Source organism: Ciceribacter lividus, assembly GCF_003337715.1.
Taxonomy (GTDB): Bacteria; Pseudomonadota; Alphaproteobacteria; order Rhizobiales; family Rhizobiaceae; genus Allorhizobium; species Allorhizobium lividum.
This window is the reverse complement of the sequence record NZ_QPIX01000006.1, coordinates 286,612-302,547: the sequence shown is the minus strand read 5'-3', so window position 1 is coordinate 302,547 and position 15,936 is coordinate 286,612. Positions and strand designations below refer to the sequence as shown.

The 15,936-nt window shown below is 63.3% G+C and carries 18 protein-coding genes and 1 pseudogene; 8 read left to right on the top strand and 11 right to left on the bottom strand.

Going from position 1 to position 15,936, the window contains the following annotated elements; genetic code table 11:
- The 3 genes from DFR48_RS12955 to DFR48_RS12950 all read right to left on the bottom strand — a co-directional run.
- Window positions 1–191, bottom strand: a 191-nt coding sequence (locus DFR48_RS12955; protein WP_114363580.1) for an SDR family NAD(P)-dependent oxidoreductase, incomplete at its 3' end; no start/stop codon positions are given.
- Between the two features lie 27 nt (window positions 192–218).
- Window positions 219–374: a hypothetical protein gene (locus DFR48_RS21965; RefSeq protein WP_170141869.1), complete on the bottom strand. Its 156-nt coding sequence runs from the start codon at window positions 372–374 to the stop codon at window positions 219–221.
- A complete protein-coding gene (locus DFR48_RS12950) occupies window positions 367–696 on the bottom strand; it encodes an L-rhamnose mutarotase (protein WP_114363552.1) in 330 nt (109 codons plus the stop codon). Before DFR48_RS12950 ends, DFR48_RS21965 begins: the two co-directional genes overlap by 8 nt.
- A 355-nt stretch (window positions 697–1,051) precedes the next feature.
- Here DFR48_RS12950 and DFR48_RS12945 point away from each other — a divergent pair, with 355 nt between their 5' ends.
- Both DFR48_RS12945 and DFR48_RS12940 read left to right on the top strand, forming a co-directional pair.
- Window positions 1,052–1,840 carry an IclR family transcriptional regulator gene (locus DFR48_RS12945; RefSeq protein WP_114363551.1) on the top strand — a complete coding sequence of 263 codons (789 nt, stop codon included), beginning with the start codon at window positions 1,052–1,054 and terminating at the stop codon, window positions 1,838–1,840.
- 75 nt (window positions 1,841–1,915) lie between these two features.
- Window positions 1,916–2,752 (top strand): amidohydrolase family protein, encoded by an 837-nt coding sequence (locus DFR48_RS12940; RefSeq protein WP_114363550.1) that lies wholly within the window; start codon window positions 1,916–1,918, stop codon window positions 2,750–2,752.
- Between the two features lie 220 nt (window positions 2,753–2,972).
- On the opposite strand, the pseudogene DFR48_RS22245 reads toward DFR48_RS12940, so the two are convergent.
- A pseudogene (locus tag DFR48_RS22245) lies at window positions 2,973–3,345 on the bottom strand (CoA transferase); the annotation flags it as partial.
- 197 nt (window positions 3,346–3,542) lie between these two features.
- Between DFR48_RS22245 and DFR48_RS12930 the strand changes: the two are divergent.
- Window positions 3,543–4,508, top strand: a complete 966-nt coding sequence (locus DFR48_RS12930) for a sugar-binding transcriptional regulator (protein ID WP_114363548.1) — start codon at window positions 3,543–3,545, stop codon at window positions 4,506–4,508.
- 39 nt (window positions 4,509–4,547) lie between these two features.
- On the opposite strand, the gene DFR48_RS22395 is transcribed toward DFR48_RS12930, so the two are convergent.
- Entirely contained in the window at window positions 4,548–4,769 is a 222-nt protein-coding gene (locus DFR48_RS22395; RefSeq protein WP_425359254.1) for a carbonic anhydrase, read from the bottom strand.
- Window positions 4,770–4,928: 159 nt separating this feature from the next.
- Between DFR48_RS22395 and acsA the strand changes: the two genes are divergently transcribed.
- The 4 genes from acsA to DFR48_RS12905 are packed head-to-tail and all read left to right on the top strand — an operon-like array spanning window position 4,929 to window position 10,130.
- On the top strand, window positions 4,929–6,677 hold the full coding sequence (gene acsA / locus DFR48_RS12920) for an acetate--CoA ligase (RefSeq protein WP_114363546.1): 1,749 nt from the start codon (window positions 4,929–4,931) through the stop codon (window positions 6,675–6,677).
- The gene (gene pdhA / locus DFR48_RS22240) at window positions 6,674–8,686 is read left to right on the top strand and encodes a pyruvate dehydrogenase (acetyl-transferring) E1 component subunit alpha (RefSeq protein WP_114363545.1); all 2,013 of its coding nucleotides are present in this window, start codon (window positions 6,674–6,676) and stop codon (window positions 8,684–8,686) included. Before acsA ends, pdhA begins: the two co-directional genes overlap by 4 nt.
- A complete protein-coding gene (locus DFR48_RS12910; protein WP_114363544.1) occupies window positions 8,683–9,879 on the top strand; it encodes a dihydrolipoamide acetyltransferase family protein in 1,197 nt (398 codons plus the stop codon). The genes pdhA and DFR48_RS12910 overlap by 4 nt, the downstream gene beginning before the upstream one ends.
- Window positions 9,876–10,130 carry an acyl carrier protein gene (locus tag DFR48_RS12905; protein WP_114363543.1) on the top strand — a complete coding sequence of 85 codons (255 nt, stop codon included), beginning with the start codon at window positions 9,876–9,878 and terminating at the stop codon, window positions 10,128–10,130. Before DFR48_RS12910 ends, DFR48_RS12905 begins: the two co-directional genes overlap by 4 nt.
- A gap of 248 nt (window positions 10,131–10,378) precedes the next feature.
- Here DFR48_RS12905 and DFR48_RS12900 read toward each other — a convergent pair whose 3' ends face one another.
- The 6 genes from DFR48_RS12900 to DFR48_RS12875 form a co-directional block, all read right to left on the bottom strand.
- Entirely contained in the window at window positions 10,379–11,188 is an 810-nt protein-coding gene (locus DFR48_RS12900; protein ID WP_114363542.1) for an IclR family transcriptional regulator, read from the bottom strand.
- Window positions 11,189–11,207: 19 nt separating this feature from the next.
- Window positions 11,208–11,597, bottom strand: coding sequence for a RidA family protein (locus DFR48_RS12895; RefSeq protein ID WP_114363541.1), 390 nt, complete (start codon window positions 11,595–11,597; stop codon window positions 11,208–11,210).
- 19 nt (window positions 11,598–11,616) lie between these two features.
- Window positions 11,617–12,387 (bottom strand): amino acid ABC transporter ATP-binding protein, encoded by a 771-nt coding sequence (locus tag DFR48_RS12890; RefSeq protein WP_114363540.1) that lies wholly within the window; start codon window positions 12,385–12,387, stop codon window positions 11,617–11,619.
- A gap of 11 nt (window positions 12,388–12,398) precedes the next feature.
- Entirely contained in the window at window positions 12,399–13,064 is a 666-nt protein-coding gene (locus DFR48_RS12885) for an amino acid ABC transporter permease (RefSeq protein ID WP_170141868.1), read from the bottom strand.
- A 4-nt stretch (window positions 13,065–13,068) separates the two neighbouring features.
- A complete protein-coding gene (locus DFR48_RS12880; protein WP_114363539.1) occupies window positions 13,069–13,731 on the bottom strand; it encodes an amino acid ABC transporter permease in 663 nt (220 codons plus the stop codon).
- Between the two features lie 75 nt (window positions 13,732–13,806).
- A complete protein-coding gene (locus tag DFR48_RS12875) occupies window positions 13,807–14,646 on the bottom strand; it encodes a transporter substrate-binding protein (RefSeq protein WP_114363538.1) in 840 nt (279 codons plus the stop codon).
- A gap of 176 nt (window positions 14,647–14,822) precedes the next feature.
- Between DFR48_RS12875 and DFR48_RS12870 the strand changes: the two genes are divergently transcribed.
- Complete coding sequence (locus DFR48_RS12870) at window positions 14,823–15,902, top strand: D-TA family PLP-dependent enzyme (RefSeq protein WP_114363537.1); 1,080 nt, start codon at window positions 14,823–14,825, stop codon at window positions 15,900–15,902.
- Window positions 15,903–15,936 lie beyond the last annotated feature (34 nt).

Below are 15,936 nucleotides of genomic sequence, written 5' to 3'. Positions count from 1 at the left end.
TCGAGCACGCGGGTCTCGACGGCGAGCCCTTCCGCCTTCGCCTCTCCGGCGAGGCTCTCGAGCGCCTCCACGTTGATGTCGGTTGCGACCACGCTCGCGCCCGCCCGCGCAAAGGCCAGCGCACTCGCACGGCCGATCCCCTGGCCAGACGCCGTCACAAGTACGCGCTTCGATTGAAGGGGGAGGGACATATCTTCTTCCTTTTCTCTGATGCGCATTCAGGCCGCCTTCGGCCGGCGCTCGACAATGTGGGTGTGATCGGCGGCGAGCACGACCTCGCCCTCCTGGTTGATGACGGTGTGACGTGCGGGACGGCTCGTTCCCCTCTGTCCGACAGACCAGAGGGGGTGGTTTGCGAAGCGTGCGTCATGCATGGAAGAAGACTTCCGGCATTTGCGCCCACCATTCTCCCTCCTTGCGGCTCGCAAGCGGCTCCTGGCAGGGGATGCAGACGGACCACCATTCCTGGGTTTTCGGATCGGCCGCCATCTTCGCCATGTCGGCCGCATAATCGGCGCCGTGATATTCGAAGAAAGAGAAGAGCAGGTTCTCCGGCTCCTTGAGGAAGATCGAGTAGTTCTTGATGTTGCAGGCGGAGATCATCGAAAGCACCTCGGGCCAAACGGCCGCGTGGAGGCGCTTGTATTCCTCGATCTTTTCCGGCCGGACGCCGATCACCATGCCAATGCGTTGCATTTTCTCCTCCTCTAGCGAATGTCGTGGTCGAGGCCGGCATGGTACGGGTGGTAATCGTGTGCCAATCCCGCGCGATGCCGAGGCCAGTGCTGACGGCAGCGCCATGTCGTTCTGTTCCCGGGCAGATGGGGCCAACGCGGTTCCATCGGGAAATTCGGGCACACCGACAAGCCGATCGTGACGCTCGTCCGGAACCCGGGCATTCTCTCCTCCCATGTGGGCTCACACCGCAGCCCTTGCCAATGAGTGCGTTATTCATATACAAACCATTTATTCATGTTTCGTCAAGCCGAAACTATTGTAGAGGCCTGATTATCCGTATATGAAAGGTTGTATTCACTAAGGAGTGAAATACGTGGCTGACGACGAGAATGATCGCTACCGTGCGCCTGCGCTCGACAAGGGGCTCGACATTCTCGAGCTTCTTGCCGCCGTCGATGGCGGACTGACGCAGGCCGAAATCGCCAAGCGCCTCGAACGCAGCCCAAACGAATTCTACCGGATGCTCGACCGCCTTGTGAAGCGCGGCTATGTCACCAGGATCGACGGGGACCGCTTCACCCTGACGCTGAAGCTCTTCGGTCTCGCACAACTGCACGCACCGGTTCGCCGTCTCGCCTCCTTTGCCATTCCGCTGATGCGCGAGCTTGCCGAGGCTTCCCGTCAGGCGAACCAGCTGGTGGTCTTCGACCGCGGCAATCCCGTCGTCATCGCGCAGCAGGAGGCGCCCGGCTACTGGGGTATCTCGATCCGTGTCGGTTCACGCATCAGCCTGTTCGATACGGGCTCCGGACACGTCCTTCTTGCCTTCCGTACACCCGAGGAGCGCCAGATGATGATTGCCGAATATCTCGGCAGCGGCGGCGACGAGAGCAAGGTGACGGCGGAATTCCTGGGCCGGCTCGACCAGATACGCTCGCGCGGCTACGAGATGATGCCGAGCGCCCAGACCGCGGGCGTCATCAACCTTTCCGCGCCCGTCCTCGGGGCTGATGGCAAGGCGATCGCTGCGCTCACCGTGCCCTACATCACGCTGATCAATACGCCGGCCGCTCCGGACATATCGAGCACGATCCTCCTTCTCGCCGAGACGACGCGCCGGCTTTCGGAAATGGCGGGATCCGGGTTCCAGAGTGAATCCTGAGTCCTGCAAAATTCGTATTTGAATAGATGATTTTTCTGTGGCAGGGTTTTCGTGTCAAAGAGGAGGACCCGCGGCATGATCATCGACACGCACCTGCATCTCATCTACCGCGAGCGGCTCTCCTATCCGTGGCTGAAGAGCGTGCCGCCGCTCGACGCCGACTTCACCTATGAGCGCTATGCGCTGGAAGCACGGCGTCTCGGCATCGGCGCGGTGCTTCACATGGAAGTCGATGTCGCGGAGGAGGATATCGAGCGCGAAACGGATCTTGTCAGTGATCTCGCCGGAGCGGAGGAAAGCCTCCTCGTGGGCGCGATCGCCTCTTGCCGGCCGGAACAGGCAGGTTTCGCCGACTATCTGGAGCGGGTCCGGGTCAACGGCTTCGTGCGCGGCTTCCGTCGCGTGCTGCACGTGGTACCCGACGACGTTTCCGAGGGAAGCCTCTTCCGTGAGAACATCCGGCGGCTGGCCGGGACGGGTCTGACCTTCGATCTCTGTGTGCTGCCGCACCAGATCGAGAAGGCCATCGCCCTTGTCGATCTCGCACCGGACGTTCCGTTCATTCTTGACCACTGCGGCGTGCCCGACATCAAGGGCGGCGGTTTCGGTGTCTGGGAGGGGCCGCTCGCGGAGATTGCCCGGCGGCCGAATGTGACGGTCAAGCTTTCGGGGCTGCCTGCCTACGGCGCGGAAGACTGGACGCTCGAGCACCTGAAACCGTATTTCGCGCATGTCGTGGAGAATTTCGGTTTCGATCGCATGGTCTGGGGCAGCGACTGGCCCGTCTGTACCCTCGGCGGCGGCCTTTCTACGTGGATGGGAGCAACCCAGGCCCTGCTTTCCGGTGTCAGCCTCGAGGACAAGGAAAAGGTGTTCTCCGCCAACGCCAGGAGAATATGGCGGCTGCCGTGAGACAGGACGCCGGATCGAAGTCGGGAAGGTTTGCGGAAGCGGGGGCGATCAGCCCCCGAAGCTCTTCGGGAAGCCGTCGTTCAGGTGGGTCGATCGCAAGCTCGAAGGAGATGTCACCCGAGACCGCGTCGTTGACGATACGGGAAGCCTGTTCCCGGAAGGGCATGTAGCCATTGTGACGGGGCCGCAGCCACGCGCCCTCCAGCGTGCGGCGGGTCGCGCGGTAGGGCGACAGTGTGTCTAGGCCGAGAAGGTCCCGCAGCCGACCGATCGGCGTAATGGTGATCGCGAGATAGCCGTCGCGCGCCGGATAGACACCATAAGGCGCGGAAAGATAGGCATTGGCGTTGCGGAAGGAAGCGCGCTTCGACATCCGCCGGCCGTCGTCGCCGTTGAGCCACATCACGTCGGCCTTCGCCAGCAGCTTGCGCAGAAAGGCGAGGTCCTCCGGGTTCTTGAGGTCGATGCCGAGGCTTTCCTTGCCGCGATTGATCGCATGGAAGAGTGTGGAGTCGATCGGTATCGCTGAGGTAGAGTCGTCGCGAGAGATCGCCGCCGGTGGGTTCCGTCGCGCAGATTTTTGCGCACAAATTCTTATTTGAATTCTTTTTTACATATGAGTAATTCACGCAAGCGCAAACCGATCTGAAACCGCCGCCTGAGACAGCCATGGCGGCTTTGCACCGGCGACGGGGAACCGCCACCGGCCACAGCTGCGCGCAGTCCCCCGCGGTTTGACAGGGATCGCAAAACTTGGCAGCACTGGCGGGAAAGCGGGGCGAAAGACCGGATGGCGAGACGATCGGAAGGGCAGACACGACTGGATGATGCGGCGCGGGCGGGCTGGCTCTACTATGTCGCCGGCCGCACGCAGGACGAGATCGCCGCGGCGATGGGGATTTCGCGCCAGAGCGCGCAGAGGCTCGTCTCGCTTTCCGTCGCGGAGAAGCTGATTAAGGTCCGGCTCGATCATCCGATTGCCGCCTGCATGGAACTCGCCGAGGCTTTGAAGGACAAGTTCGGCCTGAAGCAGGTCGAGGTCGTTCCGTCCGACGGCGGAGGGGATTCCGCGACCGTCGGCGTGGCGGAAGCGGGTGCCGCAGAACTCGAGCGCTGGCTGAAGCAGAGCGAACCGCTGATCATCGGAATGGGCACGGGACGCACGCTTCGGGCGGTGATCGACCAGCTCTCGCCCATGGAGTGCCCGCAACACAAGATCGTGTCGCTCACCGGCAATATCAGTCCGGATGGGTCGGCCGCCTATTTCAACGTCATCTTCTCTATGGCGGACGCGGTGAAGGCACCGCATTTTCCGATGCCCTTGCCGGTTCTCGTCTCCTCACGCGCGGAACGCGATCTCCTGCGCAGCCAGCCGCTCGTGGCACCGACGATCGAACTCGGTTCGACGGCGGACGTCACCTTCGTCGGCATCGGCCATATGGGGCTTGATGCGCCGCTGCTCCTTGATGGTTTTCTGAAGCGTCCGGAAATGGAGGCCCTCCTCGGGACCGGCGCCACCGGCGAGATCTGCGGCTGGGTCTTCGGGGCAGACGGCAACCTTCTTGACGATCCGGTCAACGAGCGTGTCGCGAGCATTTCGATCCCTTCGCGGGAAAGCTCCACCGTGATCGGCCTTGCCCGCGGCCGGCGCAAGCATGCGGCAATCCGGGCGGCCGTGGTCGGCGGCCACGTCAACGGGCTGATTACGGACGAGGAAACCGCACACTACCTGCTGAAGACGACGGCGGCGCCCTGAACCGCAGACGCCGCCGCCCGTCGTCGGGTTCGACCGGTGTCAGAGAAGCGCGATCTTGCCCGTCGCGAGGTCATATCGTGTCCCGACGACTTTCACTTTTCCCGACGTCACATATTCCGACAGGATCGGCGAGGCTGTCTCGAGGCGGTGCGCCGCCAAGCGCACGTTTTCCGCGATCGACGCGGACAACAGGTCGGCGGGCTTCGCCTTTTCGCCCCGCCGGCGCGGTGTTCCAAGCCTTCTCTCGCAATTGTGGTTGATTGATATAGGCCAACAACAATGTAATTATATCCGAATAAAAGAATAAGAAGCATTTTCGGGGATCGGTCCGGTAACGGACGACTGCGAAAGACATTCGAAGAACCGGGGGCAGGCAGCGATCGTAGGTCGATGCCGGGTCGAACCGGAGGGGAGGCAGGGATGGAGGTCATCACCAAAGACCGGAACACCGTCGAGGGTGCGAATTTTTCGAGCTACGAGGTCTTGCGCGAAGGTTTCACCTGGGACAAGGCCCGCTCCCTTCTCGATGGACTGCCGGGTGGCGGGCTCAACATCGCCCACGAGGCGGTCGACCGCCACGTCGCCGACGGTCTCGCGGACAAGGTTGCCATCCGCTGGATCGCCAAGGACGAGAGCCGTCACGACTTCACCTATGCCGACCTCAAGGACCGGACGAACCGCTTCGCGAACGTGCTCGCGTCGCTCGGTATCGGCAAGGGAGAGCGTGTCTACGCGCTTCTGGGGCGGGTACCCGAGCTCTACATTGCGGCGCTCGGGACGCTGAAGGCCGGCGCGGTCTTCTGTCCGATGTTCTCGCAGTTCGGCCCGGAACCGGTCAGGGCGCGCATGGAAATCGGCGACGCGCGTGTGCTGGTCACATCGGCCGCACTCTTCAAGCGCAAGGTGGCCGGCTGGTGGCGTGAGCTTCCGGGTCTTGCCCATGTCCTCATCATCGACAATGACGGCGAGGCGCCGCAGGGGACGTCGGACCTTCGCAAGCTGATGGCCGAGGCGTCGCCGCACTTCGAGGTGGCGCGGACGATGCCGGAAGACATGGCGCTCCTGCATTTCACGAGCGGCACGACCGGCCGGCCGAAGGGTGCGGTGCATGTGCACGAGGCGGTTGTCGCGCATCACGTCACGGGCCGGATCGCGCTCGATTTTCACCCCGACGACATCTTCTGGTGCACGGCCGATCCGGGCTGGGTGACGGGTACCTCCTACGGCATCATCTCCCCGCTGACGAACGGCGTGACGATGATCGTCGACGAGGCGGAGTTCGACGCCGAGCGCTGGTACGGTATTCTCGAGGCCGAACGGGTCAATGTCTGGTACACGGCACCGACGGCGATCCGCATGCTGATGAAGGTCGGCGGCGGGCCGGCGAAGCGTCGTGATCTCTCCAGCCTTCGTTTCATGGCGAGCGTCGGCGAGCCGCTGAACCCCGAGGCGGTCGTGTGGGGCAACGAGACCTTCGGCAAACCCTTTCACGACAACTGGTGGCAGACGGAAACCGGCGGCATCATGATCGCCAACTATGCCGCGATGGACGTAAAGCCCGGCTCCATGGGCAAGCCGCTTCCCGGGATAACGGCCGGCATCGTGGAGAAAGCCGAAACCGGCGTGCGCGAGGTGACGGCTCCGATGACGATCGGGCATCTGGCCCTTCGACCCGGCTGGCCGTCGATGATGCGCGCCTATCTCCATGAGGAGGAGCGTTACCGCAAGTGCTTCGTCGGCGGCTGGTATCTCTCCGGCGATCTCGCGATGCGGGATACCGACGGCTATTACTGGTTCGTCGGGCGGGACAACGACGTGATCAAGAGTTCCGGCCATCTGATCGGCCCCTTCGAGGTCGAAAGCGCGTTGATGGAGCATCCGGCCGTCGCCGAGGCTGCGGTCATCGGCATCCCCGACGAGACGGCGGGGGAGGTGGTCAAGGCCTTCGTTGCGCTGAAGCACGGATACACGCCCGGCGAGGAGCTCGAACTCGACCTGCTCGGCCATGCCCGGCGCCGCCTCGGTCCGGCCGTCGCGCCGAAACAGATCGCCTTCCGGACGAATCTTCCGAAGACCCGTAGCGGCAAGATCATGCGGCGGCTCCTGAAGGCCCGCGAACTCGGCCTCCCCGAGGGAGATATCTCCACGCTCGAGAGTGACGAAAGATGACCAGCGACAGCAGCCTCAAACCGCATCTCACCCGGGAGCATTCGCTGAACCTCCTGAAGCAGATGATCCGTATCCGGCGCTTCGAGGACAAATGTGCCGAACTCTATACCCAGGAGAAGATCCGGGGATTCCTGCACCTCTACGACGGCGAGGAAGCGGTCGCCGCCGGTGTCATTCCCGTACTGGATGACGGGGATCGCCTCGTCGCCACCTATCGCGAGCACGGGCATGCGCTGGTGCGCGGCGTGCCGATGGGCGCGGTGTTGGCCGAAATGTACGGCAAGGCGGAGGGGTGTTCCGGCGGGCGCGGGGGCTCGATGCATCTCTTTTCGAGCGCCCGCAACTTCTATGGCGGAAACGCCATCGTCGGCGGCGGCCTGCCGCTTGCCGTGGGGCTCGCGCTCGCGGACCGGATGCGGGGCGAGGACCACGTCACGGTCTGCATCTTCGGCGAAGGGGCGGTCGCCGAGGGCGAGTTCCATGAGAGCCTCAACCTCGCCGCGCTCTGGGACCTGCCGGTCCTCTTCGTCTGCGAGAACAATCGCTATGCGATGGGCACGGCGCTGGAACGGTCCGAGGCCGAGACCGACATTCACCGGAAGGCGGAAAGCTACAGGATCACGAGCGAGGCGGTCGACGGCATGGACGTGGTTGCTTCGGAGGCGGCTGCGAGACGAGCCATCCATACGATCCGCGAAACCGGAAAACCCTATTTCCTGGAGTTCCGGACCTATCGCTTCCGCGCCCATTCGATGTTCGATGCGCAGCTTTATCGCGACAAGGCCGAGGTCGAGACGTGGCGAGCCAAGGGCCCGATCGTCCGCTTCCAGTCGTGGCTCACGCAGAACGGTATCGTCCACGAGGCCGACATTGCCGCGATCGAGACGGAGGTCGCAAGCGAGATCGCCGAGGCGGTCGCCTTTGCCGAGGCCGGCACCTGGGAACCGCTCGAAACGCTGACGCGGGATGTCTATGCGGATGTGCGGCCGCCCATGCCGGCAATTGTCCCGCCGTCGGCCGAGACCGTCGAGATCAGCTACCGTGAAGCCGTCAAGGCGGCGATCGTCGAGGCGCTGGAACGGGACGAGAGAACCTTCCTGATGGGGGAAGACGTCGGGCGCTATGGCGGCTGCTATGCCGTCAGCAAGGGCCTCCTCGACAGGTTCGGGCCCGAACGCATCCGTGACACGCCGCTTTCGGAATCCGGTTTCACCGGCGCGGGGATCGGTGCGGCGATCGCCGGCATGCGGCCGATCGTCGAGGTGATGACGGTGAACTTCTCGCTGCTCGCGCTCGATCAGATCGTCAACACCGCCGCCACGCTCCGCCACATGTCGAACGGGCAATTTCCGGTCCCCGTCGTTATCCGCATGGCGACGGGCGCCGGCCGGCAACTCGCCGCCCAGCATTCCCACAGTCTCGAGGGCTGGTACGCCCACATTCCGGGCATCCGCGTGCTAGCGCCGGCGACGATCGAGGACGCACGCGGCATGCTCTGGACGGCGCTTGAGGATCCGGATCCGGTGCTGATCTTCGAGAACGTCATGCTTTATAATAGAACCGGGAAGCTCGCAGTGAATGCCGGTCCGGTCGATATCGACCGTGCCGCCGTCCGTCGCGCGGGACGCGACGTCACGCTCGTCAGCTATGGCGGCTCGTTGTTCAAGACGCTGGAGGCCGCCGAACAACTGGCGAAGGAGGGCGTCGAGGCGGAGGTGATCGACCTCAGATCGCTGCGACCGCTCGATATGGACACGATCCTCGCCTCGGTCGGCAAGACGCATCGGGTACTGATCGTCGACGAGGGCTGGAGGACGGGCAGCCTTGCCGCCGAGATAGGGATGCAGATTGCCGAGCGCGGGTTCTTCGACCTCGATGCGCCGCTTGCCCGCGTCTGCAGCGCGGAGGTGCCGATCCCCTATCCCGCCCATCTCGAGCAGGCGTCGATCCCGCAGACTGCAACGATCGTCGCGGCCGTCAAGGCGATGTTCGGAAAGGGCGGGCCATGAGCACTTTCCTTATGCCTTCGCTCGGTGCCGACATGGAGGCGGGGACGCTGGTCGAATGGCTCGTCAAGCCCGGCGCGGCCGTTCGCCACGGTGATGTCATTGCCGTCGTCGAGACCCAGAAGGGGGCGATCGAGATCGAGGTCTTCGAGGACGGGATCTTCGAAAAGAGCCTCGCGGCGATCGGCGACAGGTTGCCGGTCGGTGCTCCGATGGCGGTGATCGTCCATCCCGGCGAGGCTGCCGTCGAAGCTCCCACGCCTCCGGTTGCCGTCGCGGCCGAGACGATCGCAACAGCCGTCGCCCCGCCGTCCGTTCCGCAGGCCATGCCCGTGGTTTCGGCCGCGCCGGGGGTAGCCAAACGCATTCCTGTCACGCCGGCGGCGCGACAGCGCGCGGAACAGTTGGGAATTGCGCTGGCGGAGCTGCGTGGCAGCGGCCCCCGGGGCGAGATCGTGCTTGCCGATGTGGATGCACGAAAGGAACGTGGGGGCGCGCCGCAAGAAGGCGAGGCGGCACCGGCGGGACAGACGATGACGGGTATGCGCGCTGCGATTGCTGCCGCGATGGCGCGATCGAAACGCGAGATCCCGCACTATTACCTCGCCCACACGGCAGAGCTCACGAAGGCCGAGACATGGCTCGCCGCCTACAATGCCGGCCGGGACGCCGCAAGCCGGATGCTGCTCGGCGCCCTTTTCGTCAAGGCCGTGGCCGTCGCGGCAAAGGGCTACCCGGAGTTCAATGGCCAGTACCAGAACGGCGCTTTCGCGCCGGCGAGCGCAGTGCATGCCGGCGTGGCGATCAACCTCCGCGGCGGCGGGCTCGTCGCCCCGGCGATCCATGATGCCGACCGGCTGCCCCTTCCGGACCTCATGGAGAAGTTGAAGGATCTCGTCGCCCGCGTGCGCGCCGGACGTTTCCGGGGCTCGGAACTGGCCGACCCGACGATCACGATTTCGAGCCTCGGGGACCGGGGCGTGGAGACGCTCTATGGCGTCATCTATCCGCCGCAGGTGGCGATCGTTGGTTTCGGCACCCCCGCGACGAAAGCTGTCGTCGAAGACGACCACATCGTGCCGCGACGCGTCGTCAGCCTGTCGCTCGCCGGCGATCACCGGGTCAGCGACGGTCATCGCGGCGCGCTTTTCCTCGGCACCATTGCAGATCTGCTCCAGCGACCGGAGGCGTTATGACCGCACAGGACATCGAAAATGCCATCAAGGCGGAGTTGCGCCGGATCGCGCCGGACATCGATCCCGCCGAGATTGTTCCCGACCGTTCGCTACGGGAGCAGTACGATCTCGACTCGATCGACTTCCTCAACCTGATGGCGGCACTCGGCAAGCGGTTCGGTTTGCCGATGCCCGAGGAGGATTATCCTCGTCTTGCGACCATCTCGGCAATTGTCGCCTATATCGCGGAGAAGATCGGGCAGCCGCGATGAAGGCTTTTCCTTGGAGTGTGTCGACCGATGAGCCAGACACCCGCATGGCAGTAATCCGCTTGCGTGCGCCGATCGTCAGGAGGCGGGACCTGAGCTCGTCACGCGTTTCGGGCGAAGAGGAGGTCGCACGTACCGCCCCCGTTCTTTCCGGCATGGCCCGAAGGACTTGGACGCCGAAGCCGCAACGATCGTTTCCGGGACCCGGTCTCCTGCAAAAGGCGAGGGACCAGATCTTGCATCACCCGATGCTATCTCGAACTCGCCGCAATTGCCCTCGTTTCGGGATGAAATCCAAGTTTCTCGGAAATTTCTTCTGCGGCCTTCAGCAGGCTGGCGAGGTAGGCTTCGCGGTTGCGCAGCCCGTCCTCGCGTGGCGTGACGAGGCAGAGTGTTGCGATACAGGTGCTGTCGGCCTGATAGATCGGCACGGCAAAGCAATGGGTAAAATTCTCGACTTCGCTGTTGAACGTGAAGTACCCGTCACGGCTCGCCTGGCGCACCTGGGCGATGAACTCGGACGGCTGCATCTGTCGTCCGTTGGGGAGGACGAAATCCTCCGGCGGGATGAAATCGAGGATTTCCTGATCGCTCAGATGCGAGACCAGCAGGCGGCCGGAGGCGGTCCACGGGATCGAAACCAGTTCGCCGACACTGGACGAAATCCGGAAAGGCCGAATGCCCTCGCGCATCATGGCCACCGTGTATTTCCGGCCTTCCAGAAGACACATCTGCGCCGTCTCGCGCGTTTCCTCGGCCAGCCGCACCAGCATGCGGTCGCACTCACGCATCAGGTCGAACTGTTCGGCATAGGCCGTGCCCAGGAAATAGAGGCGGCGGCCGAGATAAACGCGGCCGTCGCCTCCCTGGTAGTCGAGCATGCCGTGGCTCAGCAGGAGATTGACGAGCTCGTAGATCGACGACCGAGGCGCCCCGATTTCGGAGGCGATCTCGTTCGGCCGCATCGGCTGCCGCTTCACGCGGAGGAACTCGAGGATCTCGAAAGCGCGATCCAGTCCTCGCGTGCGTCGCGAGATGGTATCGCCTGCGGCCTCGTTCATGCTGTTCTCCACATTGTTGTCAGGCGCGATCGGCGCGGTAGGCCACGCAATCCACTTCTACTTTGCAATCGACCATCATACGCGACTGAACACAAGCACGAGCCGGCGGGTTCTCACCGAAGTATTCGGCATAAACACCATTGAAGCTCCAGAAGTCGCGCGGGTCATCGAGCCAAACGCCGACACGAACCACGTCTTCGACGCCGTACCCAGCTTCATGCAGGATGGCAATGAGGTTTTCTATCGCCTTGCGGGTCTCCGCCACGATGCCACCGCGGATGATCTCGCCCTTCTCCATCGGCACCTGCCCGGAGACGTAGAGCCATCCGTTCGCTTCCACCGCGCGCGCAAAGGGAAGTGGCTGGCCACCTGCACCGGATTCGCCTGCGCCGTAACGTTTGATCGTCATAGAATTCTCTCTCTTTCTTTCAGTTGAAACTGGACGTCTTCAGGAACTCGGCAAGCCGTTCGGTCTTCGGCTTGACAAACATCTCCTTCGGGTCGCCTTCCTCGCAGATGACGCCCTGGTTCATGAAGATCACGCGGGTGGAAACCTCGTATGCGAAACGCATCTCGTGGGTGACGAGCAACATGCTCATGCCGTCGGCGGCCAGACCCTTGATGACCTGCAGGACTTCGCCGACGAGTTCGGGGTCGAGCGCCGATGTCACCTCGTCGAACAGCATCAGCTGTGGCGCCATGGCAATCGCGCGGGCGATTGCGACGCGCTGCTGCTGGCCGCCGGATAGCTGGCCGGGATAGTGATCGCCGCGGCTCGCGAGCCCGACACGGTCCAGCCATTTCTCGGCGATGGCACGTGCCTCGTCGCGGCTCATCTTCTTCACCTTGACGAGCCCGAGCATGATGTTCTGCAGGGCGGTCATGTGCGGAAAGAGATTGAACTGCTGGAATGCCATGCCGGTCATCGCCCGCTGCCTTGCAATTTCCTTTTCGCTCTTGCGCTTGCGAACGCCACCGGCGTGGTCGTAGCCGATCTCTTCGCCGGCGAGGCGAATATGTCCGCCCTGGAAGTCCTCCAGCATGTTGATGCAGCGAAGCATCGTCGTCTTGCCGGATCCGGACGAACCGATGATCGAGATCACCTCGCCTTCGCGCATGGTGCAGTCCACGCCCTTCAGCACCTCAAGCGTGCCGTATTGCTTGCGCAGACCCTGGATTTCGAGAAGTAGCTTGCTCATGACATGCGGCCTCAGGCGGGAATGGCCGTCTTGCGCTCGACGTATTTGCCGAAGCGCTCGATGCCATAGTTGATGACGAAGTAGAGAAGCCCGGCAAAGAAATAGAACTGCAGGCTCATGAAGTTGCGGGAGATGATCTCCTGGGTGCGGAGCAAGAGCTCCGCCACGCCAATAACAGAGAGCAAGGTCGAGGCCTTGACCATCTCGGCGGCCGTATTGACCCAGGCCGGCAGGAATTGCCGAAGGGCCTGCGGCCAGAGCACGTAGGCGAAGGTCTGACCGAAGGTCAGGCCGATCGCCTTTGCGGCCTCCGTCTGCCCTCTCGGGATCGCCTGCAGCCCGCCACGAACGATTTCGCCGACATGCGACGAGCAGAAGATCGCCAGCGCCAGAACGCCGGCCTGGAACGGCCCGAGCTCGATGCCGACGGTGGAGAGCACGTAGTAGCTTGCCAGAACCAGCACGAGCACCGGCGTGCCGCGAATGACGTCGGTATAGGCGCGGACCACGAGGCGGAGCGCACGGTTGCCGTAGACCAGCGACAGGCCGACGAGCACGCCGAGGAGGGAGCCCGCGATGATCGACATGAGCGAGATCGAGACGGTGACGCCGAGACCCTTCAGGATCACGTAGCGCGCCAGCCAGAGCTGATCGAGGAAGGCTGAGAAACCCATCATGGCATCACCTCGGAACGGCCAGGCGTCGCTCCGCGACGCGCATCAGCGCCGCGAGAAGCGAACAAGTGGCGACGTAAAGACCCGATGCGACGATCCATGTCTCTATGACACGGAAAGTCTCAACATTGATCTTGCGAGCCTCGAAGGTGAGCTCGGGGACGGCGATGGCCGCAGCCAGCGAGGTATCCTTGAACAGAGAGATCACCGTGGAGGAAAGCGACGGCAGCACGTTGCGGAACATCAGGGGGGCGATGATCGACACGCGGATCTGCATCTGCGTCAGGCCGATCGCAAGCCCCGCCTCCGTCAGTCCCCTTGGGATCGACAGAAGGCCGGCGCGGAAGACCTCGGCGAGATAGGCGCCGGAATAGATGGCCAGAACGGCGACGAAGCTCTCGATCTTACCGAGCCGCACGCCCATTTGCGGCAGCGCGAAATAGGCGAAAAGTACCAGCACGAGGATCGGCAGGTTGCGGATGATCGTCACGTATGTCGCTGCCGGCGCCTTGGCCCAGCCGCTTTTCGCGACCAGCGCAAAGGCGACGAGCAGACCGATCAGCGCGCCGATCAGAATGGAAACGAAAGCCAGACCGAGACTGAGAAGCAATCCTTCCAGAAGCTGGTCGAAACTGCGCCAGACGGCGGCGAAATTGAGCGTATAACCCATGGCGGGGTCCTGCCATAGAAAGTGAATGAAGGACGAAGGGCCAAGGCCCTTCGTCCCGATGACAGTGCCCGCGTCTTACTTGAACTCGACCGGGAAGCCGATCTGCGGCGGGGCCAGATCCTTGCCGAACCACGTCTTGTAGGACTTCGCATAGAAGTCGAACTCGACGCCGGTCATGGCCTCGTGCAGCGCCGTGTTGACGAAGTTCAGCCAATCCTGGTCACCGCGCTTGACGCCGCAGGCGTAGGTCTGCGGATTCCAGCCGTAGCCGGCGTCCTTATAGCGCCCCGGGTTCTGCGTCATATACCAGGCGAGCGACGACTGGTCGGTCGCCGCGGCGTCCGCACGGCCGGATTCGAGCGCCTGATAGATGAGGTCGACGGAATCGTACTGGTCGACAGTCGCTTCGGGGAGTGCGGCATGCACCATGTCCTCGGCGTAAACGTTCTGCAGGACCGAGATGGTGACCGAGGAGCCGGCGGCCTTAAGCGCAGCGTAGTCGGCATATTTGCCGTCGGCCTTCAGCATCAGGCCGACGCCTTCGCGGTAGTAGGGAATGGTGAAGGCGATTTGCTGGGCACGTTCGCCGGTGACGGTCATGAACTGGCAGGTCAGGTCAACCTTGTCGGTCGTGATGTTGGGAATGCGGGCGTCGGAAGACTGGTTGACGTACTCGATCTTGTCCGGGTCTCCGAACAGGGCCTTTGCGACGATACGGCCCATATCCACGTCAAAGCCCTGCAGCTTGTCGTCGGCACTCTTGAAGTGCCAGGGCGCGTTCGTGCTGCCGGTGCCGAGCACGAGGTGGCCGCGGGCAAGGACTTCATCAAGCTTGCTGCCTTCGGCGAGAACCGGTGTGGAAAGGAAGGTAGCTGCGACCAGCGACATCAGGCCGGCACGGAAGGAAATGGTCATGGCGTTCCCCTGGGAGTTGAGTGTTTCTTCTAAAATCCAATATAGCGGACATGTGTCTGTTTTACCGGATTGACATATCAACGCCCGTGGAGGATGTCTTGTCAATAGCCATTGCGATGCAGCGCTAAGCAGTGGCACGTCCCTGCCGCGCTGCATCCATCAGTACCGAGGTTCTCATGTCCTTTTCTCCCGAAGACCTGGCGGCGATCGACACGCCGGCTGTTCTGATCGACCTGGACGTCGCCAGGCGCAACATCGAGCGTTTCCAGCACTATGCGGATGACCACGGACTTCGCGTTCGACCGCATATCAAGACGCACAAGCTTCCGGCCATCGCCGAGATGCAGCTTGCGGCCGGCGCGGTCGGCATAACCTGCCAGAAGGTGTCGGAGGCCGAGGCGATGGTTGCGGGCAGCCGTGCCATCACCGATGTCCTGATCACCTACAACATCGTCGGCTCTGAAAAGCTCGATCACCTGAAGGCGCTTGCCAGGAAAGTGACGTTGTCCGTCGTCGCAGACAGCCGCGCCGTCGTGGATGGGCTGTCCGGGGCGTTTCGCGGCGAGCCGCAGCCTCTCACCGTCCTGGTGGAATGCGACACCGGCGCAAACCGTTGCGGTGTCCTGACGCCTGAAGCGGCGGAGGCGCTCGCCGCCCACATCCACGCGTCACCTGGTCTCGTCTTCGGTGGTCTCATGACCTACCCTCCGGCGGGAGGCGAGGCGGCGGTGGAGCGGTTCTTGGAGGAGGCGAAGAGCCGCATCGAGGCACGGGGTATTGCCGTCCCCGTCATCACCTCGGGAGGCACGCCCTCGATGATGCATGCTGCGGAAGCCCCGGTGACGACCGAGTACCGGCCCGGGACCTATGTCTACAACGACCGCTCGCTGGTATCGCGTGGAACTTGCGGTTGGGACGACTGCGCCTTGAATGTGCTCGCAACTGTCGTTTCGGTTCCCGCGCCCAACCGCGCCATCATCGACGCCGGGTCGAAGACCTTGACCTCTGACCTTCTCGGGCTCACCGGCTATGGCCACGTCCTCGGGCGCGACGATATCGCGATTGACCAGCTTTCCGAGGAGCATGGACGGCTGATCAGCACGGGGCCGATCGGTCTTGCTGTCGGCGACAAGGTTAGGATCGTGCCGAACCACGCCTGCGTGGTGACCAACATGGTCGATGCCGTCGTGGTGACGGGCGACGGCCGGACGACCCCGGAGACATGGCCGATCGTTGCGCGTGGAAAGATCGTCTGACGCGGCGAGGTTCGCCTCCTTGTTCTGGAGGTCC

Bases quoted from the DNA above. Each gene is read 5' to 3' on its own strand.
- DFR48_RS21965 (WP_170141869.1), bottom strand. From the start codon at position 374: ATGCATGACGCACGCTTCGCAAACCACCCCCTCTGGTCTGTCGGACAG.
- DFR48_RS12950 (WP_114363552.1), bottom strand. From the start codon at position 696: ATGCAACGCATTGGCATGGTGATCGGCGTCCGGCCGGAAAAGATCGAG.
- DFR48_RS12940 (WP_114363550.1), top strand. From the start codon at position 1,916: ATGATCATCGACACGCACCTGCATCTCATCTACCGCGAGCGGCTCTCC.
- DFR48_RS12930 (WP_114363548.1), top strand. From the start codon at position 3,543: ATGGCGAGACGATCGGAAGGGCAGACACGACTGGATGATGCGGCGCGG.
- acsA (WP_114363546.1), top strand. From the start codon at position 4,929: ATGGAGGTCATCACCAAAGACCGGAACACCGTCGAGGGTGCGAATTTT.
- pdhA (WP_114363545.1), top strand. From the start codon at position 6,674: ATGACCAGCGACAGCAGCCTCAAACCGCATCTCACCCGGGAGCATTCG.
- DFR48_RS12910 (WP_114363544.1), top strand. From the start codon at position 8,683: ATGAGCACTTTCCTTATGCCTTCGCTCGGTGCCGACATGGAGGCGGGG.
- DFR48_RS12905 (WP_114363543.1), top strand. From the start codon at position 9,876: ATGACCGCACAGGACATCGAAAATGCCATCAAGGCGGAGTTGCGCCGG.
- DFR48_RS12900 (WP_114363542.1), bottom strand. From the start codon at position 11,188: ATGAACGAGGCCGCAGGCGATACCATCTCGCGACGCACGCGAGGACTG.
- DFR48_RS12895 (WP_114363541.1), bottom strand. From the start codon at position 11,597: ATGACGATCAAACGTTACGGCGCAGGCGAATCCGGTGCAGGTGGCCAG.
- DFR48_RS12890 (WP_114363540.1), bottom strand. From the start codon at position 12,387: ATGAGCAAGCTACTTCTCGAAATCCAGGGTCTGCGCAAGCAATACGGC.
- DFR48_RS12885 (WP_170141868.1), bottom strand. From the start codon at position 13,064: ATGATGGGTTTCTCAGCCTTCCTCGATCAGCTCTGGCTGGCGCGCTAC.
- DFR48_RS12880 (WP_114363539.1), bottom strand. From the start codon at position 13,731: ATGGGTTATACGCTCAATTTCGCCGCCGTCTGGCGCAGTTTCGACCAG.
- DFR48_RS12875 (WP_114363538.1), bottom strand. From the start codon at position 14,646: ATGACCATTTCCTTCCGTGCCGGCCTGATGTCGCTGGTCGCAGCTACC.
- DFR48_RS12870 (WP_114363537.1), top strand. From the start codon at position 14,823: ATGTCCTTTTCTCCCGAAGACCTGGCGGCGATCGACACGCCGGCTGTT.